Annotated in this window: 19 protein-coding genes and 1 riboswitch; of the genes, 6 read left to right on the top strand and 13 right to left on the bottom strand. The window is 41.0% G+C overall.

Features of this window, described 5'->3' with window-relative positions; all coding sequences use genetic code 11:
- Position 1: 1 nt before the first annotated feature.
- Entirely contained in the window at positions 2 to 3,100 is a 3,099-nt protein-coding gene (locus ATS75_RS17955; protein ID WP_058561798.1) for an efflux RND transporter permease subunit, read from the top strand.
- Between the two features lie 142 nt (positions 3,101 to 3,242).
- Positions 3,243 to 3,776, top strand: coding sequence for a peptide-methionine (S)-S-oxide reductase MsrA (gene msrA / locus ATS75_RS17950; protein ID WP_058561797.1), 534 nt, complete (start codon positions 3,243 to 3,245; stop codon positions 3,774 to 3,776).
- A 97-nt stretch (positions 3,777 to 3,873) separates the two neighbouring features.
- Here msrA and ATS75_RS17945 read toward each other — a convergent pair whose 3' ends face one another.
- Positions 3,874 to 5,727: a TonB-dependent receptor domain-containing protein gene (locus tag ATS75_RS17945; protein WP_058561796.1), complete on the bottom strand. Its 1,854-nt coding sequence runs from the start codon at positions 5,725 to 5,727 to the stop codon at positions 3,874 to 3,876.
- A gap of 33 nt (positions 5,728 to 5,760) precedes the next feature.
- Positions 5,761 to 5,919, bottom strand: a riboswitch (cobalamin riboswitch).
- Between the two features lie 369 nt (positions 5,920 to 6,288).
- Positions 6,289 to 6,771 (bottom strand): YajQ family cyclic di-GMP-binding protein, encoded by a 483-nt coding sequence (locus ATS75_RS17940; protein ID WP_058561795.1) that lies wholly within the window; start codon positions 6,769 to 6,771, stop codon positions 6,289 to 6,291.
- 152 nt (positions 6,772 to 6,923) lie between these two features.
- Here ATS75_RS17940 and ATS75_RS17935 point away from each other — a divergent pair, with 152 nt between their 5' ends.
- Together ATS75_RS17935 and ATS75_RS17930 are read left to right on the top strand one after the other, a co-directional pair.
- Positions 6,924 to 7,274 (top strand): VanZ family protein, encoded by a 351-nt coding sequence (locus ATS75_RS17935; RefSeq protein WP_058561794.1) that lies wholly within the window; start codon positions 6,924 to 6,926, stop codon positions 7,272 to 7,274.
- Positions 7,267 to 8,166: a ketopantoate reductase family protein gene (locus ATS75_RS17930; RefSeq protein WP_058561793.1), complete on the top strand. Its 900-nt coding sequence runs from the start codon at positions 7,267 to 7,269 to the stop codon at positions 8,164 to 8,166. Before ATS75_RS17935 ends, ATS75_RS17930 begins: the two co-directional genes overlap by 8 nt.
- A 36-nt stretch (positions 8,167 to 8,202) precedes the next feature.
- Here the strand turns inward: ATS75_RS17930 and thiI are convergent, their stop codons facing one another.
- The gene (gene thiI / locus ATS75_RS17925) at positions 8,203 to 9,660 is read right to left on the bottom strand and encodes a tRNA uracil 4-sulfurtransferase ThiI (protein WP_058561792.1); all 1,458 of its coding nucleotides are present in this window, start codon (positions 9,658 to 9,660) and stop codon (positions 8,203 to 8,205) included.
- Between the two features lie 92 nt (positions 9,661 to 9,752).
- A complete protein-coding gene (locus ATS75_RS17920; protein WP_058561791.1) occupies positions 9,753 to 10,415 on the bottom strand; it encodes a TetR/AcrR family transcriptional regulator in 663 nt (220 codons plus the stop codon).
- A gap of 244 nt (positions 10,416 to 10,659) precedes the next feature.
- Here ATS75_RS17920 and coaD point away from each other — a divergent pair, with 244 nt between their 5' ends.
- Positions 10,660 to 11,142 (top strand): pantetheine-phosphate adenylyltransferase, encoded by a 483-nt coding sequence (gene coaD / locus ATS75_RS17915; RefSeq protein WP_058561790.1) that lies wholly within the window; start codon positions 10,660 to 10,662, stop codon positions 11,140 to 11,142.
- Positions 11,139 to 12,539: a capsule assembly Wzi family protein gene (locus tag ATS75_RS17910; RefSeq protein WP_058561789.1), complete on the top strand. Its 1,401-nt coding sequence runs from the start codon at positions 11,139 to 11,141 to the stop codon at positions 12,537 to 12,539. The genes coaD and ATS75_RS17910 overlap by 4 nt, the downstream gene beginning before the upstream one ends.
- Before the next feature lie 33 nt (positions 12,540 to 12,572).
- Here the strand turns inward: ATS75_RS17910 and ATS75_RS17905 are convergent, their stop codons facing one another.
- From ATS75_RS17905 to argC, 9 genes are all read right to left on the bottom strand, one after another.
- Positions 12,573 to 12,974 carry a hypothetical protein gene (locus tag ATS75_RS17905; protein WP_152996246.1) on the bottom strand — a complete coding sequence of 134 codons (402 nt, stop codon included), beginning with the start codon at positions 12,972 to 12,974 and terminating at the stop codon, positions 12,573 to 12,575.
- A gap of 122 nt (positions 12,975 to 13,096) precedes the next feature.
- Entirely contained in the window at positions 13,097 to 13,558 is a 462-nt protein-coding gene (locus ATS75_RS17900) for a hypothetical protein (RefSeq protein WP_152996245.1), read from the bottom strand.
- Between the two features lie 66 nt (positions 13,559 to 13,624).
- Complete coding sequence (locus ATS75_RS17895; RefSeq protein ID WP_058561786.1) at positions 13,625 to 14,158, bottom strand: hypothetical protein; 534 nt, start codon at positions 14,156 to 14,158, stop codon at positions 13,625 to 13,627.
- Positions 14,159 to 14,172: 14 nt separating this feature from the next.
- Complete coding sequence (locus ATS75_RS17890; RefSeq protein WP_058561785.1) at positions 14,173 to 14,379, bottom strand: hypothetical protein; 207 nt, start codon at positions 14,377 to 14,379, stop codon at positions 14,173 to 14,175.
- Positions 14,380 to 14,643: 264 nt separating this feature from the next.
- Complete coding sequence (gene argH, locus ATS75_RS17885) at positions 14,644 to 16,509, bottom strand: argininosuccinate lyase (protein WP_058561784.1); 1,866 nt, start codon at positions 16,507 to 16,509, stop codon at positions 14,644 to 14,646.
- A 50-nt stretch (positions 16,510 to 16,559) separates the two neighbouring features.
- A complete protein-coding gene (locus tag ATS75_RS17880; protein WP_058561783.1) occupies positions 16,560 to 17,762 on the bottom strand; it encodes an argininosuccinate synthase in 1,203 nt (400 codons plus the stop codon).
- A 10-nt stretch (positions 17,763 to 17,772) separates the two neighbouring features.
- The gene (locus tag ATS75_RS17875) at positions 17,773 to 18,693 is read right to left on the bottom strand and encodes an ornithine carbamoyltransferase (protein WP_058561782.1); all 921 of its coding nucleotides are present in this window, start codon (positions 18,691 to 18,693) and stop codon (positions 17,773 to 17,775) included.
- Positions 18,694 to 18,700: 7 nt separating this feature from the next.
- Positions 18,701 to 19,462 (bottom strand): acetylglutamate kinase, encoded by a 762-nt coding sequence (gene argB, locus ATS75_RS17870; protein ID WP_058561781.1) that lies wholly within the window; start codon positions 19,460 to 19,462, stop codon positions 18,701 to 18,703.
- A gap of 7 nt (positions 19,463 to 19,469) precedes the next feature.
- The gene (gene argC, locus ATS75_RS17865; RefSeq protein ID WP_058561780.1) at positions 19,470 to 20,474 is read right to left on the bottom strand and encodes an N-acetyl-gamma-glutamyl-phosphate reductase; all 1,005 of its coding nucleotides are present in this window, start codon (positions 20,472 to 20,474) and stop codon (positions 19,470 to 19,472) included.
- Positions 20,475 to 20,493: the final 19 nt, after the last annotated feature.

Here is a 20,493-nt window from a genome sequence, read left to right as displayed (position 1 = left end):
AGTGAAAATTACTGATACCAGCGTTAAACGCCCTGTATTTGCTATTGTAATTAACTTATTACTCCTTACTTTTGGTTTAGTTGCATTTTCAATGCTACCACTGCGCGAATACCCAGATATAGAATCACCAATTGTAAGTGTGAGCACGAGTTATACAGGTGCGTCGGCTGAAATTATAGAAACAAAAATAACCCAAGTACTGGAAAACCGCATTTCAGGTATTGAGGGAATAAAAAGTATTAACTCATCGAGCCGTAATGGCCGCTCTAACATCACCATTGAGTTTAATATTAGCCGTGACATTGATGCTGCATCCAATGATGTAAGAGAACGTGTTGCACGCGCTTTAGATAGTCTGCCAGAGCAAGTGCGCCCGCCTGAAGTGTCAAAATCAAACAGTGATGAGAGCCCTATCGCTTGGTTCGTCCTTAACAGTACAACAATGGACTCCTTACAGCTTTCAGATTATGCGCAACGTTATATTGTTGATCGCTTAGCCGTTGTGGATGGTGTGTCCAATGTGCGTGTTGGTGGCGAACGTAAATATGCCATGAAGGTGTGGCTAAATCGTCAAGCAATGGCTGCGCGCGGTATTACTTCAAGCGATATAGAAAATACGCTTCGTACAGAAAATGTTGAATTACCCGCCGGTGAAATTGAATCTATCGATCGCGACTTCACCGTTCGCACAGCGCGTAGTTACAAAGATCAACAGGACTTTAGAAACCTCGTCATCAAGCGCGGCGAAGATGGCTATTTAGTTCGCCTAGGTGAAGTGGCCGATGTACACCTTGAAGCCGCCGATGACGAAAGCCTATTCCGTGGCAATGGCCGAAACATGATTGGTTTGGGTATTGTCAAACAAGCTAAAGCAAATACGTTAACCGTTGTTGATAATGCACGTGCTGAGCTTGAAAAAATCAAACGCAACCTTCCTGAAGGCACGACGATTGAAGACAGCTACGATTCTTCCATCTTTATCAAAGAGTCAATCGATGAGGTGTATCGTACTTTAGCTATCTCAATGGCGTTGGTGGTTTTAGTTATTTACCTTTTCTTGGGTAATATACGCGCGACACTTATTCCTGCAATTACGGTCCCCGTAGCGCTAGTAGGTAGTTTTATGTTTTTACTCGCGATGGACTACTCTATCAACTTACTGACTCTGTTAGCCTTAGTGTTAGCAATCGGTTTAGTTGTCGATGATGCGATTGTCATGCTTGAAAATATTCACCGGCGAATAGAGCTTGGTGAACCACCACTTTTAGCTGCCTATCGTGGTGCCCGTGAAGTAGGGTTTGCGATTGTTGCAACAACCTTAGTGCTTATCTCTGTCTTTGTTCCTTTAGTGTTTATGGATGGCCGCATCGGCTCATTATTTACTGAATTTGCAATGGCGGTGAGTGCAGCTGTATTCTTCTCTAGTATTACAGCACTTACACTCTCCCCTGCATTATGTTCAAAAATTCTCAAACCGTCAGAAAAAGAAAGCAAGTTTAGTCAAAAAATGGATCTCTTCTTTGGCAAAATAGAACATGCTTATAGTCGTTCACTGAGATCAAATATGGCGAGAAAGTGGAGCTTAATACTAACGATGGTATTGGCTGGTTTAGCAAGCTTTATGTTGTATCAACAAGTGCCCTCTGAGCTCACCCCGAAAGAAGACCGAGGCACCTTTTTTATTATGATGAGTGGCCCTGAAGGTGTCAGTTATGAAAATAACGCCGCCAATATGGCAAAGATAGAGGAACGCCTCTTACCGTACTCTGAATCAGGCGAACTAAGCCGCGTACTTGTGCGAGTACCGGGCTGGGGTGGCAATGGTGGCGTGGCAATCATTGGTATGGCCGACTGGGATGAGCGCAAGCGTTCTACATGGGAAGTCATGGGTGAAATAAGTGGCAAAATGAGAGAAGTCACTGACGTGCGCGCTTTTGCGATAATGCGCCGCGGCATTGGCGGTGGTGGCTCTTCTCGCCCCATTGAGTTTGTATTGCAGGGCAATGACTACGCTCAATTAGCTGATTGGCGTGACAGAATCATTGAACGTGCAGAAAAGAATCCTGGTTTGGTTCGTATTGATCATGATTACAAAGAAACTTTCCCGCAGTTTTTGATCAATATTGACAAAAATAAAGCTGCGGATCTTGGTGTCTCTGTTTCTGATATTGGCCGCACACTTGAGACCATGCTAGGCCAACGCCGTGCAACGACATTTATTGACCGAGGTGAAGAGTACGATGTCATACTAAAAGGAACCAAAGCTGACTTTGCCGATCCAACTGATATCTCAAATATCTATTTGAAATCGCGTAGCGGTGAATTGGTCCCTCTGGATAGTATTATTAGCTTAAAAGAAGAAGCAACGGCTTCTCGACTCAATCGCTACAACCGCATGCGCTCTATTACTTTAAGCGCAAATTTAGCGGATGGCTACACATTAGAAGAAGCACTTAATTTCTTAAACAAAGTAGCTGCAGAAGAAAACGACATTGACGGTGCGGTAGATTATAAAGGTGAATCTCAGCTGTTTTATGAAGGCGCGTCAGCTATGACGTATGTATTCATTTTGGCATTAACAGTGACCTTTTTGGTGCTTGCTGCGCAATTTGAGAGCTTTGTTCATCCATTTGTCATTATGCTTACGGTGCCTCTTGGCTTGGTAGGCGCATTGTTTGGGCTATGGTTTACAGGCCTAACCCTTAATATTTATAGCCAAATAGGTATTGTCATGTTGATTGGTCTCAGTGCTAAAAATGGTATTTTGATTGTTGAATTTACCAACCAACTGCGTGATAAAGGCGTTGAATTCAGTGAAGCAATTGTTCAAGCTGCAACTCAGCGCTTACGTCCTATTATAATGACTTCGTTAACCACTGTTATGAGTTCAGTACCGTTAGTGTTAGCCAGTGGACCTGGCGCTGAAAGCAGAATGGTAATAGGTGTGGTTGTATTTACGGGGGTCATTGTTGCCACGTTACTGACTCTGTTTATCGTGCCTGCAGCTTACTCTGCGCTTGCACGTAATACTCAGTCGCCAGAGTTTTTACAGCAAAAGCTCAATCAACAAGAAGCTGAAAAACCGCTTAAAAAAATATAAGGTACTTATAGCGTTGCTGCACTAGGCAGCAACGCCTCTCTCCTTTCCTCGCTCTACCTAATCTATGAAATAAAACCCTGCTATTACCGTTCTTCTGTTAGGCTAGAACATGTTAGTGATTTAACGTTTTTGGGAGTAAACAATGAGCAAAAAAATTGAAGTAGCAACGTTTGGTGGAGGCTGTTTTTGGTGTATTGATGCTGCTTTTCGCCGTGTAGAAGGCGTAATAAATGTCAACTCTGGGTATACGGGTGGTGATACCGATAACCCTACGTATAAACAGATATGCACTGGACTTTCAGGCCATGCAGAAGTTGTTCAACTTGAATTTGATGCAAACCAAATAAGCTACAGCACGTTACTAGAGATGTTTTTTACACTACATGATGCTACCCAGTTAAATCGTCAAGGTAACGATGTTGGCACCCAGTACCGCAGCGTTATTTATTATCATGATGAGCAGCAACAATTACAGGCGAATGCGACGATCAGTGCATTGCAAAAACAGATCCGTGAACCAATTGTTACCGAAGTAAGCGCAGCAAGTCATTTTTACTCGGCAGAGCAATACCACCAAGATTACTACAATGAAAACCCAAACCAAGGATATTGCAGTATTTTGATTGCCCCTAAACTTAAAAAGTTTGCACAGCTTTACGCGAGTAAATTGATTTAGCCCGAACTCTGTTTAAGAGATGTAGCAACATACTGATTTAAATAAAGCTCGCCCAGTAGGTGGCGAGCTTTAAACTCAGTACTAATTATCCTTACTATTAGAACTGGTATTGGGCTCCAACAAACACACGACGCTCTGCGGTGTTGTAGTAATAAATTTCATCATTTATATAATCGCCATCAATATCTTTACCGTATGCATCAACAGCGTTGTAGTTTCTATCAAATAGATTCTCTACGCGCAACGACACGGTCAGGTTATCCGTTGCTTGATAATGACCCACTAAGTTCCACAGCGTATAAGAAGGTAATTGAGATAATTTACCACGGCGATCACCACGGTATTGCATTTCAAGGCCAGCATCGAATGCACCCCATGCTTTATTTAGCGACCAATTTATACTTTGCTTAGAGACATACGTCAGTGATTCGCCCGTTTGTGCATCATCAGCAGATAAATAAGTCATGTTGAACGCGTGATCAAACCCAAACACCTGCTGAATAAGACTAAACTCAATCCCTTCATGACGTGCTTGATTGATATTAGTAGGTATCCACTTGCCTGCGGCATTTGGTGCCCAAGCAATTTTATTCTCAATATCACTTCTAAAGATAGCCACGTCTAAACTGATATCTTTCACATTTAATGACAAGCCAAGCTCTTGGTTATCAGAAGTCTCAGGGGTGAGCGCTGGGTTGCCAGAACCCGGGTAATAAAGGTCGTTAAACGAAGGTGATTTAAAGCCCGTGCTTTGGCTTACCCTAAACGTTGCAATCTCGTTTAAGTGATAACCCACAGCGGCTGTGTAAGTCGATTCATTACCAAACTGCTGATCATCATCTTGACGAAGTGTTAAATTTGCAAGCACCTGCTCATCATCGTAATAAGCACCAGCAAAAACTGCAAACACCTCTCGACTGTCTTTTAAGTAGCTGCCTGAACTAGTGTTTATTTGGTCTTTATACCAGTTTATACCGCCACTGACAGTCAAAGCTTGATTTAAAAAGTATTGGCCGTTGTAATCAATTTGCTCACGCTCGGTTTCAAATGTATCAATAACCGCATCGCCGGTATAACTGACTCTTGAATCATCAGAGCGCTCGTTTGAAGTAGCAATATCGAGCGAGTGGCTGTGATTATCAAACGTTTTCTTCCAGCCGATTGACGCTTGATAGTTTTCAAATTCACTTTGCTCAACAGTACTATCCGCGGGGCTATAAGCACTATCATAGCTCGCTTCTCCTTCAGAGTACTGCCCTTGAGCTAAAAACGTGCCTAACTGTTCATTTTGATATGCGATGTTAAAGCCAAGATTTTTATTCTCGTAGCCATCTTCATCTGGCGCTAATCCTTGCAACACATCAAAGCCATCGGTTTTTTCATACCCGGCGTTTAAAGCCACATCAACACCACTAAACTGCCCACTTGTTCCAAGCTGTAGCTGTTTATAAGAATCGGAACCCGCTGTAATGTCGATCGTCGTGTTTTGTGCTTGTCGGGTGACAATGTTTATTACACCCGCTAATGCATCAGAACCATACACCGCTGCACGCGATCCCTTTATGATCTCTACTCTTTCAATACTATTAAGTGGAATATTACTAATACTCTTATAGCCAAGAGTAGCTGAACCCGTGCGTACGCCATCAATTAGAATAAGCGTATGACGCGAGCTTGCGCCGCGAAGAGACAGCCCTGCATTTTGACCAAAACCACCATTTGCATTAATTTGAAAGCCGGCTTCTTTTGATAACAAGCTTGGTAGGTCACGTACATAGCTTGATTCAATATCAGCACGGTCAATCACCGTGACACTGGCAAGTACATCATTAATGTTTTGTTCAAACTTATTGGCAGAAACCGTAATGTGTTCAATTGGTTGTTGTTCAGCAGACGCTGAAAATGATAACGCAGCTGTCATAGCTACGCCTAAAGTTGATTTGTTTAGCATGAGTTCCCCAAGCCTGTGCCCACCGCACACGCAAATAGTAAATTACCTCAAGGCCGGTCTCCGGACTCAGCTTGTGCTTAGCACTTGCATTACCGTTGCGGGGGCAGTGTTGGCATTGTAGCCTTCATGGCAACGCACCAACTTCCCGATTATCTCACTAAAAATTTCAATACCTTGAAACCTATACCTTAATATTTAGTAAGCACCTTGAAAATAGGTCGCCATTGTGATGATTTCAGGGATAAATGTCAATGGACGTCTATACAGCTAAAATAGAGTTAAATATAGAAAAGCCCAACAAAATTGTATTTCACTCAACTTAACACTCATTAAAACCATTGAATTTAGATAGTTAAAAATAAAAAAGCCAAGCAACACATCAATGTCGATTGGCTTTTAAAATAGGATTCAAGGCTTATTTAGCAAGCCTAGGGTCGATTTACTCTTTGTTGCTCGGTTTTGACTTAGCCCACTAGGTTACAAACCTCGTGCAGCGATCAAACCGCCCCTAGTTTGAACGAATTTTAATCCAAAAGGTCAACAGACCCCAGTCATAAACGATTAATCGCGAAAGTTTTTAAACTGGAACGGCTGACCTAATTCAGCGCTGCGTACAACTTGCATGGCCTCTTGTAAATCATCACGCTTTTTGCCTGTTACACGTACTTCTTCACCTTGGATAGCGGCTTGCACTTTTACTTTTGAGTCTTTAATTGCTTTAACTACTTTTTTCGCTACGTCTTTTTCAATGCCTTGCTTAAGCGCTACATTACGAAACACGTTTTTACCTGCACGCGAGATGTCTTGTAATTCAAGACTTGATACGTCCATGCCACGCTTAGAAATTTTGTTCGCTAAAATATCAAATAACTGCATAACTTGTGAGTCAGCTTCAGCTTTTAGCTTAATCGTTTTATCGTTAAGCTCAATTGATGCATCAACGCCCCTAAAGTCAAAGCGGGTTTCTAGTTCACGATTTGCATTATCAACCGCATTTTTGGCTTCGTTCATTTCTACTTCAGATACAATATCAAAAGAAGGCATTCGTCTCTCCTAACAAAATTTTAAAAATTAATATGCTAAGGATTATAACGCCAAAATTATAAATCTTTACATATTTCTGTGTATCGTTCAGATGCAGTACGAAATTAGTTTGATATACTGAGGCTCTATTTATAGACGATTTAGGATTTTTTGTGACTCGGCGTGTTTATCAAGTACTCTTTCTAGTCAGCATAGTGGCCTTTACTTTTTTATTTGCCAAAGAAATTAAAGGTGCTGCTAGCTTATTTCCGCATGTTGATAAAGTGGCTCACTTTGGAATCTTTTTTGCTCTTGCTGTCGTGATGGACAAAGCATTTAAACTACCTTTATGGGTGCAAATTTTTCTGCTTGCAGGGTATGGTGCAGCCATTGAAGTAATGCAAGGTATGCTCCCTTACCGACAAGCATCGGTAGCTGATTTTTTTGCTGACTTTGCAGGGGCTGCCAGTTATTTTGTTATCAAGCTAGCATGTCATATTGGAAAAAAGCCGAGCCATGAGTAATATCGTTATTGTGGGTGATGGCGCTATTGGACTTTTATATAGTTATTTTCTAAGTGCCACAAACAATGTCACTTTAATCACCCGTAGCAAAAAGTCAGGCCAGCAATATTACTATCAAGGTAATAATGGCAAACAGTTAATTAAAATTAAAACGCTCAACAACCAAAATTTAACCTGCTTAGGCGGTATTGATATTGTTATTATTGCGGTTAAAGCATATCAAGTGCAGACTGCTTTGAGTCAGTTAACTCCTTACCTTCACGATTCATGTGAAGTGATTTTATCTCATAATGGGATGACTGATTTAGCGCCGATTATGGGCATGCTAAATGAGCAACCCGTTTATTTTTTGACAACGCGATTAGCTGGCTTCAAAGCAAACTCTGCAACGGTAATACACACCGGGAACGGTGAGAGTATATTAGGGGCCTGTTATAGTGCTGCCGATAAAAAATACCACACATTAGTATCGACTCTTTGTGCTATCCCAAGCCTTAGCTATAGTGAGCAAATTGACACCATTCGCTGGCAGAAATTATTAATAAATATAGCGATTAATCCACTAAGTGCATTTTATAATGTGAAAAATGGCGCGCTTAACTCACCTAAATACAACAGTGATATTTTCAACTTAGTAAGTGAGGCTTGCTTTGTCGCCAATAAATTGGGCGCTGGCGTAACACTCCCAGACTCATTAGAAAACGCATATAAGGTAATGAGTGCCACTGCGGATAACTTTTCATCTATGCATCAGGACAGTGTACATAATCGGCCAACTGAAATTGACGCGATGTGTGGCTATATTTGTCAGCAAGCTAAATTACTTAATTTAAAAGCGCCGTACAACCAATATTATTTAGATAAAATCAGGCATAAAAAAAGCGCGAATTAATTCGCGCTCCCACATTTAGATAAGCAACTGTACTCGTTATGGACGGTATACTTTTACATTTTCGAAACCGTTCTCATGCAATATAAGTGCTTGTAATTGACTCATTACCCCTTTGGCGCAATACAAGTAGTAATCCTTATCTTGCGGTAAATCACCAAACTTAGTCGCTAAGCGGAAAAACGGTAAGTGCAATACTTCAGCTCCTTCAAGCTCAAGCGGGTTGGCGTCTTCTTCTTCTGGCGAGCGAATATCAACAACCACGGCACCGACAGGTAAATCAGATACCGACTCAGCCTCTTTAAGCTCTTGCTTTGCTTCTACATCAATATCACGAATATCCATAATACGTGCGTTTTTCACAACAGTATTTAATACATCAAAATCAAAGTTTTGCTCTTGTGTTTCTATCACTTCAATCTTTGCTTTAACCGTCGGTTTTTTAGATATAACACCACAGTATTCTGGCATAGTCTCGGCCATTTCAGCCGTGCCAATTTTGCGCGCAATATTAATAATTTCTTGTTTATCATGCTGAATCAATGGACGCAAAATAAGTGTTTCTGTTACACGGTCTATGACACTTAGGTTAGCCAACGTTTGACTTGAAACTTGGCCGATACTTTCACCAGTAACCAGTGCCTGCACGCCCATTTTTTCTGCTATTTTACTACCCGCACGCATCATCATTCGTTTAAGCACAACACCCATTTGGCTGTTTTCAACGTTTTCAAGAATTTCTGCAACCACAGGCTCAAAGTCTACGCTCACAAATTTTACCTTGTGCGTAGAACTAAACTGTTTCCAAATATAATAACTGGCCTGCTTCACGCCAATTTCGTGAGCGGCACCACCAAGGTTAAAGAATAAGAAGTGAGTTCGTGCGCCTTTACGGATCATCTGATAACTAGCCACACCTGAATCAAAACCACCTGACATGAGTGATAGCACATCTTCTTGTGTGGGTAATGGGAAGCCCGCCATACCAAAATGAGTTTGCGTCACGATATACGCTTTATCATCTTTAATTTCTATACGAATAGTGACTTCTGGGCGGCTAAGTTGAACGCGAGCACCTTCAACGTGCTGATTTAATCCGCCCCCCACATAACGCTCAACATCTGTTGAGGTGAATTCATGTTTACCTTGGCGCTTACATCGCACACAAAATGACTTACCCGCAATTGTGTGGCCAATTAAATCATAGGCAATTTCGTAAATATCATGAAGGTTATCGTACTGGGTTTCTGTTACTTCTATAAACTGAACGATACCTGGAATTCGTTGCAAACCATCGATAAAATCAAGGCGCATTTGTGTATCATCACTTTTTGTGACAACCGAAATGTTATCCCAGTTATTTTTAACTTGTACTTTTTCGTCTAGCTTACGTAGTACGATTTTAATGTTATTTTCTAACACTTTTGTAAAACGTTTACGAACTGAACGGCTCTTAATGGCTATTTCAGGATGAAGTTTGACGATAAATTTAAGCATAGTTTACTCGTTTGGCAATTTAAGAATTCACGCACCCACGTGCTGGGCGCGCGATTATAGCAAAAAATCTAACGTCTAGGAAATAAACAAATCTAGCAAGCTTGAGCCGCTGGTTCTGTCTGTTGTGACAGTTGAATGTACTTTTCTTTTAGTTTATTCAGTTTAGGAATACTTTGCTCTGCCGCATAAGCTTTAAACAGTACAATAACTTTTAAAATACCTTTGTATATGTCTTGCTGGGCAAGTTCGCCGCTTAACCGACGCGCTTTTATATAAGGCGTCCAAAAACTGACAGTTAGCTTTAACATGTGTGCAAGTTCAGTGGCATCTTCATCATCAAGTTCCATTAAACCACTGTCGCGTAGACTAATTATAATGCCACGTACTTGAGTAAGTAGCGCGGCTTGAAAGGCGATGTAATTCTTTTTAAGTTCGTCATCGCGCGATAAAATATCGCCTAAATTATCGTAGAAAAAATGGAATCGCCACATCAATTCAAACAATGCATCCAGGTAGCCACTTAATTGCACAAAGCCATCTTCATTTTTATCAACAGGGCTAAACTGAGTATGTAAATGCTCACTGTATAACGCAAAAATATGACGAATAATGTCTTCTTTATTTTTAAAGTGATAGTAAAGATTGCCGGGGCTAATCCCCATGTGAGAAGCAATATGGTTGGTTGTGATTGCACGTTCCCCGTGCTGATTAAACAGCGCTATGCTGGTCTTAATTATTTTGTCCTTGGTACTCATATTCGGCTACTCTAGATTTTTTAAAGCAAATGCTCAAAGTTTACGCAATTAATACTAGCCGCGCAGTATATACAAATCCACTCGAATAAAACACCACCATGAAAATTTCTATCTTAAAAATAGAGTTCACTTTATCCATAGTGAATTAAACTAACGTTAGCACTAAATCTGAATGAGTATGAGGGCTGATTTGCATTGCAAACACTGCTAATATAGCGAACAAAATAACACTAAGCTAAATCTTATGAAAGTTACAGCAATTTACCCGGGTACCTTTGACCCACTCACTAATGGTCACACAGATTTAATTCAACGTGCAGCAAAAATGTTTGACACCGTCATTGTTGCTATTGCACACAACCCAAGTAAAAAGCCTTGCTTCAGTTTAGAAGAGCGCGTTGCCTTGGCTAATAGCCTATTAAATCATATCGACAATGTGAGTGTTATTGGCTTTTCAGGTTTACTTGCTGATCTTGCTCGCGATCACAAAGCGAATGTATTGATACGCGGTATTCGAGCTGTATCTGATTTTGATTATGAATTTCAATTAGCGAATATGAATAGGCGTCTAAATCCTGATTTAGAAAGTGTCTTTTTAACTCCCGCAGAAAAGAACTCCTTTATTTCTTCAACGCTCGTTAAAGAAGTTGCACGCCACAAAGGTGATGTAAGTGAATTCGTTAGCCCTTCGGTTGCGATTGCATTAAAGGAAAAGTTACACGGATGAGATTACTTACGCTTGCAGGTTTGACTGCATTGTTATCCTTTTCAGCCTCAAGCATCGCAAGCCCATGGATTGAAAGTGATGATCCTTTGTTACGAGCATCAATTGAGGCGCTATTTAACCAAGGTGTTATTAAACAACCCGTTAATAGTTACCCACTCATGTGGCAAGGAATTGCAAGAGACTTACATCAATTAGATATATCAACACTGCCTATCCAAAGCTTGTTTGCTTATCAACATGTAAAGCAAGCCCTAGCAAACGCACAACAGCAATCGAGTTCAGGTATAAGGGTTAATTACAACAATGCCCCCCTTTTACAGCAAAGCTTTGGCAGTCGTGACCAGCAAAAAAGTGGTATAAACAGCTATGGTTCTATTACGGGCAATAGAGTCAGCGCTAAAGTCAGCGTAAATTATGCAGATGAAGCGCTTGATGATAAATACACAAACAATCAGGGGAGCTATTTAGCTGTGCTCGTTGCTGACTGGTCAATTAGCGCCGAACAAATAAGCCACTGGTGGGGCCCAAGTAATGATAACGCCCTACTGCTTTCAAATAATGCAGCCCCGATGAAAGGCATAAGAGTCAATCGAGCAAATACCCACTATGATGGACCGCACTTTTTCTCATTTATTGGCAACTGGCAACTCACAGGGATATTAGCAAAACAAAAGCCGACCTTGTCTAATAACGATGAAGGTGACTTTTGGGCCATGCGTTTTGCGAGCACACCTTTACCAGGCTTGGAAATTGCTTTTAGCACTTCAGGCTCTGAGTTTTTAACCAGTACATATTCAGCGCCCAATACGTTAGAGCCCAAGACTAAAAAACAACAACTGACGAGCCTAGACGCTAAATATTCAACTCACTTATCGGGATTTCCTATTGGTTTTTACTTTGAGGTAATGGGTAAAAATGACAGTGGTTTTGCACCAAGTAACCCTTTTTATACTCTCGGCGTAGAAAGCTTTTTCGGTAATGATAAGCAACTTATCAAAACATATGTTGAATACACGAATACACAAAAAGAATGTTTACCGGCCACTGATTGTCACTACGGCAACGATACCCTAATAAACACAAGTGCGGGGTATAACCATAACGATCGTTTAATTGGTAGCTCCACACCATTGAACAGCCAATCAGCGGTATTGGGGGCTTATTACCACACTATGAACGGATACGCGGGTTTTACAAAATTAAGTTGGTTTGAGGGTAATGAGATCAGTCAAACATCTTACGCTGATAAAGTGAAGCGAATACAATTAGAGTTGGGTTACCAACAAGCCCTATTCGAAGGACTTTTTAAAGTCAGTGGGGCGGTTTACCAAGATACTTTTAACAATGATTCAAACACAGACACGGCATTAAAAACAAGCTGGGAATATCGTTTTTAATACCAGCCAAAGAATACACTGAGATCAAACACGCTATTTGGTCTCAAACATTGCCCTATACCCCTTCAATAAGCCTAAAAAATCTTTATTGGTTAGCAGCGCAATAATCATCATCACATCCATGATATTGACAGTGAACGAGTAAAATGTCCAAAACCACCAAGGCTCGTAGTTCATAAAAACGTTAATATCTATATGCATACTAAAAAACAACAGCATGTTCACCGTTAAGCCAACAATAACGTAGAGCTTAGCGGGAAGTTTGCTAAGGCTTGCACCACGGGTTAGACGTAGGATAACCAACAGGCAAACTAAATCAAAGGAACACCAAAATATATAAGTCGCATTGCTATGAAGTATATCGAAACCAAAAACTGTAATAATAAGCGGGTCTGAAAATAAATAGGACAAAAATATAGTTAATGATATAGACATTAAAGCTGTATCCCCATTGGGGGATGCTGATTTTTTAACCAAATTAAATAGAAATACCATCAGAAAGCTCCACATAATGAATGAAGCTACATAAAGCCCAAAGTAATACTCAATAGAGCCCATCAGTTATCCAAAGGGTACTTTTGGATATTATACGAATGCCTTGAGCCAAATCTATTTAAAACCTTTCTTAAAAGAAAAAAATCCTTTTCTGTTGCAAGTGCCGTTATCATTAATAAATCAATGATGTTTACGCCATAAGAATAGACTGTCCATAGGAACCAATGCTCATTATTATGGCGAACATAAATATCGTAATGCGTTGTAATCATGAGTAAAGCATTAAGGCTTAAGCCAATTAATATATAAACAAGCGTAATGAAGCGCCGCTTTTTCACATATAGAAACCATAGAGCAATAACACCGATGGTTATTAAATCGTAGATAAACCAATTTAGATAGGTTGAATATGAGAAGCTAAATGTGCCACTTAACAAGTAAGAAAAAGCCATGATAAAGCTTAACTGAACAGCCGACTTATCGGGGTTATTGAGGCGAGATACTAGCTTGAATAGAAAAGCCATTAGAAAACCCCACTCGATAAATACACCGATATAAGGGCCTATTACATCATTGATATACATTTAGCTTTAAAGTGAATGGCTAGTTTTACGCGCTGAAAATATAGCTTTAATTCCATTTTTAAGCTTAATAAGCCCAAGAATATCACGATCGACAATTAAGGCTACAATCATTGTGAAATCGACAATATTAACTCCAAAAGAGTAAATATCCCAGAGAATCCAAGGGGTGGTATTACCATAAATATACAAATCTAAATACATTACCAAAAAGAGCAATGTATTTATTAAGAGACCAGAAATTAGGTAAATAAATGAAGCAGAAGTTTTTTTAAGGAGGATATACGTGAAACCTAAGAGAAGAAGAGTGGCTATATCATATAGTGCCCAATCTAAATAAGTGGCAGGGGTAGGTGATAACCATGTAAAAAAGTAATCACCTACAAAATAAGATACTGCCATAATGAACGAACTGAGCAACAAAGTCGTGCCCTGCTTTATTCCTAAAGAATAAACAAACACATTGAAAAAAAATGCCATCAAAAACCCCCAAACTGCAAGGGCTGACAAGGAAAACACTCCAAATAACTCAGTCAAAAACATTCAAAGCCTATATATTAGCTGGGTTTTTTAGGGTTAGGGAATACTGCCCCACCACCGCGTTGAATTTCAGCACCACCGGCTGCCGCTAGTGCTTCTTGTGATATAGACACTGTATCAGATTGTAGGGTTTTATTGCTAGCGCTTTGTTCTAAAGCAGGCTTAGATTGTTGCATCGTGTTGTACGCTTGCATTTGTAGTTGGCTGTTACCAGTAACTTGCATGGGATTGTTCCTTTCGTTAAATATTGAAATTACTTAAGCAATTTAAGTTGTGATTACTATACGCTCTATTTATTTTGGCGTTTTTAGCAAAATGAACTCTCACTGAGCCATTCAATAAATACTAAGCAATTAACGATCCAACTTTTATTAACGGATCTCTTTTTGATCTTTTTAAACAATCAAGTTCAAAGTGGTCAAACCAGTCGATTTTAGATATAAAAAAACGCACAGGGGTAACCGTACGTTTTTTATATCCAGGGATTTTTAAGCCACGTTTTTACACGGGATCGCCGTATTAATACTCGACTTCAAAATAAATTCCATTGCGACTTCATCGCAATTATCTTTGCGTAAACACAGTTCACAATCTTTCATTACCTTTTCAGGCAGGCTATCTTTTGAGCAAAATGAAAAACCTTGTTTTTCAAAAAAATCTGGGACTCGCGTCAATACTATAATACGATTAAGTGCCAATTTTTTGGCTTTAGTAAGTAAATGCTCGACTAATTGACGACCTTGACCCGTTACACCTGTTTCAGGGTCGATGCCCAAAGAGCGTATCTCAGCAAGGCCGGTATCGTAGATATACAAAGAGGCACACCCTGCAACAGCTGAATTAACCTCAGTGACTGCAAACTCATTAATTGAGTGAACCATATCGCTTTTTGCACGAGGTAAATTCTCACCCACTGTAGCCCAATGTTGAATTAGTTTAGCAATAGACTCAACATCATCTAAGTTGGCATCACGTACCGTTATTTGCTGTTTTTTTTTGGCATCTCTAACAGCGATAGAGACTTGTTCTAACGACGTGCCGCCCAGAGCTTGGCGGGCTTTGATACACGCGTCGATTTCTAGCACAGGATAAACATCTTGCTCAAACACACTGTGCACTGATTTAAATTGCTCTAAACTTAAATCCTCTAAGTTTTTGCCATGGCCAATAGCCATTTGAACCAGCACACCTACAATGTGATGCCCTTCTCTAAATGGAATACCTTTAGCGACCAGATAGTCTGCAAGCTCTGTGGCATTTGAATGCCCTCCTTTTGCTGCTGCTAATGTACGCTCGCCATTTACTTTCACACCTTTGATACAAGCTTGCGCCATATGTATACATGCAAGCCATGTTGGCATTGCATCAAATAAACCTTCTTTGTCTTCTTGCATATCTTTATTATAAGCAAGTGGTAATGCTTTAAGTGTCATCATCATGGCGCTAAATGAGCCAAACACACGACCCGTTTTGCCGCGAATAAGTTCAAGTGCATCAGGGTTTTTCTTCTGTGGCATCAGTGAAGAACCAGAGGTCACATTATCGGCCAACTCAATAAAGCCAGCCTCACCAGAATTATAAAATATTAAATCCTCGGCCATACGCGATAAATGAATCATAGAAATAGAGGCACAACTTAAAAGCTCTAAAACAAAGTCACGATCGGAAACTGCATCTAAGCTATTTTTTGTGGCAGCGGTAAAGCCTAGCCCTGCGGCAAGTGTTTGCCTATCTATTGGGTACGCAGTACCCGCCAGTGCCCCACTTCCCAATGGACAATAATTCATCCGCGCTTTGGCGTCATTTAAACGGCTTTCATCACGTTCGAGCATTTCAACATATGCCATACACCAATGACTAAATAACAATGGTTGTGCGCGCTGCAAGTGAGTATAACCTGGTAAAATAGTACCCAGCTCACGCTCAGCCAGTGCAATAAACTCACCTTTTAACTGCCCTAACGCGTCAAGTAAGTGATCGGCAGTATCACGGCACCATAATCTAAAGTCGGTAGCAACTTGGTCATTACGACTACGCCCGGTGTGTAATTTTTTAGCTAAATCGCCTACTTTTTCGATTAACGCCGCTTCGACGTGTGAGTGAATATCCTCAGCGCCCGATGTTGCCACAGCCTGAGGATTGGCTTTAACCTCATCGAGCAACTCATATAATGCAGCGACTAACGATTGATGTTCGTTAACAGTGAGTACATCAACTTGCTTAAGAGCGCCCGCCCATGCTACAGAACCAATAATATCTTGCTCTGCGAGTTGATAATCGAAGGGAAGTGAATCGTTAAATTGTTTAAACGCTTCATCTGGACCCGTAGAAAAACGTCCGCCCCATAGTGCCATGAAATATCTCCAAACCCTGAAATTGCCCCACATCTGCGGGGCGTATTAAATTACTTCTTCGCGAGTGCTGAAATTCTGCTTGAAAGCGAGAATAAGCGAATAAACCCTTCGGCGTGTGACTGGTCGTACACGTCATCTTCACCAAAGGTCGCAAAGTCTTCACTGTATAAACTATTTGGCGACTTTTTCTGAACGGCTGTAACGTGACCTTTATAAAGCTTTAACACGACTTCACCTGTTGCCAATGTTGATAAAGCTTCTGCGCCCGCTAGAATTGAATCTTTTAATGGTGTAAACCAGCGACCGTCATACACTAGGTGAGAAAATTCGCCGCCTAAAACTTCTTTCCATTTACGACTAGATTTATCAAGCACGAGTTCATCAATTGCTTGCAGCGCTGCCATTATCACCGTGCCGCCAGGCGTTTCATAACACCCACGAGATTTCATCCCCACTAAGCGGTTTTCAACAATATCAACACGACCCACCCCATGTGGTGATGCGATATCATTCAACTTTACTAAGCAGTCATACGGCTTAAGTGGTTCACCATTAACCGCAACCACTTCACCTTCTACCACGTTTAATGTGACAAACTCAGGTTCATTTGGCGCTTGTTCAGGCGAGTTTGTCCAGGTCCAAACTTGCTCACTAGGTTGACACCACGGATCTTCAAGTTCACCACCTTCATGAGAAATATGCCATGCATTTGCATCACGGCTATATATCTTAGTAGCAGAGGCAGAACATGGAATATCACGCTCAGCTAAATAATCTAACAATGACTCGCGACTTGATAAGTCCCATTCACGCCATGGCGCAATGACTTTTAACTCAGGCGCAAGTGCTGCAAAGCATGCCTCAAAACGAACCTGATCATTTCCTTTACCAGTACAACCATGCGACAGTGCATCTGCGCCGACTTTACGCGCAATTTCAACTTGCGCCTTTGCGATAATAGGGCGCGCCATTGATGTACCTAGTAAATAAGTACCTTCATAAATTGAGCCTGTTTTTAGCGTTGGATAAATGTAATCACTGACCATTTCATCTTTTAAGTCAACCACATAACACTCAGATGCACCGGATGCAATGGCTTTAGCTTCAACACCCTCTAGTTCTTCAGCACCTTGGCCCACATCAGCCACAAATGCGATAACTTCGCAGCCATAATTCTCTTTTAACCATGGCACGATAGCCGACGTATCTAAACCACCAGAATAGGCTAATACGACTTTTTTAATTGAACTCATTGATAGTACCTTAAACAAAATTTGGGTTTAATAATGTAACAAGCAACGCGTTTTGCGCATGCATACGATTTTCTGCTTGTTGTATAATTTTTGACGCTGGGCCATCCATTACCTCTGAAGTAATTTCAAACTCACGGTGCGCTGGCTGGCAATGTAATACTGTGTCTGCCCCTGTTTTCTCTAGTAGTGCGGCATTTAACTGATACGGCATATACTTTTCTTTAACTTGCTCAAGGGGAGTATCATCACCCATCGATACCCACGTATCGGCATACACGACATTCGCACCTACAGCAGCCTCGACACGATCGCTCACCATAACTGATGCGCCATTCATCGCGGCTATTTGCTCAGCTTGTTTTAAAATTTGCGAATCAGGTGAGCTGCCTTTTGGACAAACTGCAACAAAGTCAGTACCCAGTGTAGCGGCTAATAGCATCAGAGAATGCGTTACATTATTCCCCTCACCTAAATAGGCTAGTTTTAACTGACTCACATCGCCATACACTTCTTGTAGTGTTAAAAAGTCAGCCAAGGCTTGGCATGGGTGATACAAGTCACACAAACTATTCACAACGGGTACACTGGAAAACTCAGCTAGCGTTGCTAAGGTTTGATGCTGATTAACACGAGCCACAATACCATCCGCCCAACTGGCTATATTTAAAGCAAAGTCTTTAACTGATTCACGTGCACCCATAGCGCCATTTTGCGAATCAAGGTATACCGCGTGCCCACCTAGTTTATTAATACCGATATCAAATGATAAACGTGTACGCAAACTGGGTTTTTCAAACAATGTGACAACTGACTTACCCGCCAGTGCTTGATTAAAGTCAGCCGGATTAGCCTTAATGTGTTGCGCAAGTTTAAGTAACTTTAATGCGCCTTTTTGATCTAATTCTAGACCCGATAAAAAATGATTAAACATGGTAAACCTATGGTGTAATTTTTGTTCCGACGTGCTCGCCGTTAAGCAAAGCAATTAAGTTATCTGGCTTTTTCCAGCTCGAAATATAGACACCTCGTCGTAAATGTTGGGCAGCGTGAAGACTGGTCTTAACTTTGACCTCCATCCCGCCCACAATTACTCCCTCTGCAATTAAAGTATTGATCTGATTTGTGTCAAGTTGATGTAGCGGCTGTTTATTTGCATCAAGTACCGCTTCAACATCGGTCATAAAAATAATTTCTGCGTCGAGCTCTTTCGCTATGGCTGCTGCAGCTTCATCTGCATTCACGTTATACCAAAAGCCGTCTTCACCGAAGCCAATCGAGCTCACTAATGGAAGGCGACCGAGTTTTAATAATGCTGGTAATACACTTTGTTCACCACTATGGCACTGACCCACCTGCCCCAAAGCTTTGAGTTTTTGCGTTGAAATAATGCCAGCTTCGTACAAGCTCAGCCCTACAGGCTTGTGACCAGCAATGATTGCTTGACTCATCAATTGTTTGTTAGCACACCCAGCCAATGCACCGACAATATAAGGCATTTGCTCTTTTGGGCTAATACGTAAACCTTCATGCTTCGCCGTTGCAAAACCTGCCTCTTTAAGCCAACTATCAACAAGTGCACCACCACCGTGGACAATCACATATTGCGCTTGAGTCTGTGATGCTAATGCAGCAAATAATTCTTTTGCTGCATTAGCAGTATTAAGTACTGCACCACCTAATTTAATAATCCATGTTTGCATGACTTAACTACCCTTTTAAACCGGTGCTATGGGGTAAATCCATAACTAAATTAATACATTGCAATGCTTGGCCAGCCGCCCCTTTTAATAAGTTATCAATCGCTGCCATCACGATTAGTTGGCTACCTTGCTGTTGCCATGCAATATCAACATATGGTTGTTTAGCCACACCTTTGATTGAAGGAATTTTATCTCCAAGCAATCTTATTAATGGTTCATCAGCAAGCACTTGATAAGCTCTATTGACCTGTTCTGGCGTCACATCGGGGTTTAATTGCACATAAATGGTTTCTAAAATACCCCGAGGAAAATTACCCAAATGCGGTGTGAATAAAACGTTATGGCCTAAGTACTGCTCAATTTCAGGGCTGTGTCTATGGTTAAATAGCCCATAAGGCGCAAGCGATACTTCACAAAAATGAGTGCCAACACTGGCTTTACGCCCAGCCCCCGTTACTCCTGATACTGCATTTATAATAATGGGCTGATCAGCTAATAAACCCGCCTGTTGTAATGGTTTTAAAGCATTGAGTGCAGCCGTTGGATAACACCCTGCCACAGCCACCAATGAGGCATTCTTAATGTTTTCGCTATTCCATTCAGCCAACCCGTATGCAGCTTGCGCTAATAAGTCGATGTGTTGGTGTTCAAATCCATAAAAAGTTTGATAATCTTCATTACTGCTTAAGCGGAAGCCACCTGATAAATCGAATACCTTTTTGCCCATAGCTAAAAAGCGAGGTGCCAAATCAACGCTAACCTTGTGATCTGTACATAAACACACAAAATCAGCATTGCTATCAATATCGTTATAAGCGCTTTGAGTAAGCGGCAATAAAGGGATATCCAGTAAACCTAAATGCTCAGGATATAAATCACTCAGTAACTTTCCTTTGTCTAAGCTTTGCTCAGATACATAACAGCCCGATAAAGTGAGCTTTGGGTGCTTAACGATTAAACTGGCGAGTTCTGCACCGCTATAACCACTTGCGCCAATAATTACTACGTTCATTCTTTGCTCTTTCTTGTGT

Origin of the sequence: Pseudoalteromonas sp. H105, assembly GCF_001469215.1 — a bacterium.
Taxonomy (GTDB): Bacteria; Pseudomonadota; Gammaproteobacteria; order Enterobacterales; family Alteromonadaceae; genus Pseudoalteromonas.
This window is presented reverse-complemented; position numbering and strand designations above follow the sequence as displayed.

Excerpts from the sequence above, each read along its gene's own strand:
- argB (WP_058561781.1), bottom strand. The coding sequence starts at position 19,462 with ATGCAAACATGGATTATTAAATTAGGTGGTGCAGTACTTAATACTGCT.
- ATS75_RS17905 (WP_152996246.1), bottom strand. The coding sequence starts at position 12,974 with ATGTCTATATCATTAACTATATTTTTGTCCTATTTATTTTCAGACCCG.
- ATS75_RS17945 (WP_058561796.1), bottom strand. The coding sequence starts at position 5,727 with ATGCTAAACAAATCAACTTTAGGCGTAGCTATGACAGCTGCGTTATCA.
- coaD (WP_058561790.1), top strand. The coding sequence starts at position 10,660 with ATGAAAGTTACAGCAATTTACCCGGGTACCTTTGACCCACTCACTAAT.
- ATS75_RS17930 (WP_058561793.1), top strand. The coding sequence starts at position 7,267 with ATGAGTAATATCGTTATTGTGGGTGATGGCGCTATTGGACTTTTATAT.
- thiI (WP_058561792.1), bottom strand. The coding sequence starts at position 9,660 with ATGCTTAAATTTATCGTCAAACTTCATCCTGAAATAGCCATTAAGAGC.
- argC (WP_058561780.1), bottom strand. The coding sequence starts at position 20,474 with ATGAACGTAGTAATTATTGGCGCAAGTGGTTATAGCGGTGCAGAACTC.
- ATS75_RS17880 (WP_058561783.1), bottom strand. The coding sequence starts at position 17,762 with ATGAGTTCAATTAAAAAAGTCGTATTAGCCTATTCTGGTGGTTTAGAT.
- ATS75_RS17900 (WP_152996245.1), bottom strand. The coding sequence starts at position 13,558 with ATGGCTTTTCTATTCAAGCTAGTATCTCGCCTCAATAACCCCGATAAG.
- ATS75_RS17895 (WP_058561786.1), bottom strand. The coding sequence starts at position 14,158 with ATGTTTTTGACTGAGTTATTTGGAGTGTTTTCCTTGTCAGCCCTTGCA.
- ATS75_RS17890 (WP_058561785.1), bottom strand. The coding sequence starts at position 14,379 with ATGCAAGTTACTGGTAACAGCCAACTACAAATGCAAGCGTACAACACG.
- msrA (WP_058561797.1), top strand. The coding sequence starts at position 3,243 with ATGAGCAAAAAAATTGAAGTAGCAACGTTTGGTGGAGGCTGTTTTTGG.
- ATS75_RS17940 (WP_058561795.1), bottom strand. The coding sequence starts at position 6,771 with ATGCCTTCTTTTGATATTGTATCTGAAGTAGAAATGAACGAAGCCAAA.
- argH (WP_058561784.1), bottom strand. The coding sequence starts at position 16,509 with ATGGCACTATGGGGCGGACGTTTTTCTACGGGTCCAGATGAAGCGTTT.
- ATS75_RS17920 (WP_058561791.1), bottom strand. The coding sequence starts at position 10,415 with ATGAGTACCAAGGACAAAATAATTAAGACCAGCATAGCGCTGTTTAAT.
- ATS75_RS17910 (WP_058561789.1), top strand. The coding sequence starts at position 11,139 with ATGAGATTACTTACGCTTGCAGGTTTGACTGCATTGTTATCCTTTTCA.
- ATS75_RS17875 (WP_058561782.1), bottom strand. The coding sequence starts at position 18,693 with ATGTTTAATCATTTTTTATCGGGTCTAGAATTAGATCAAAAAGGCGCA.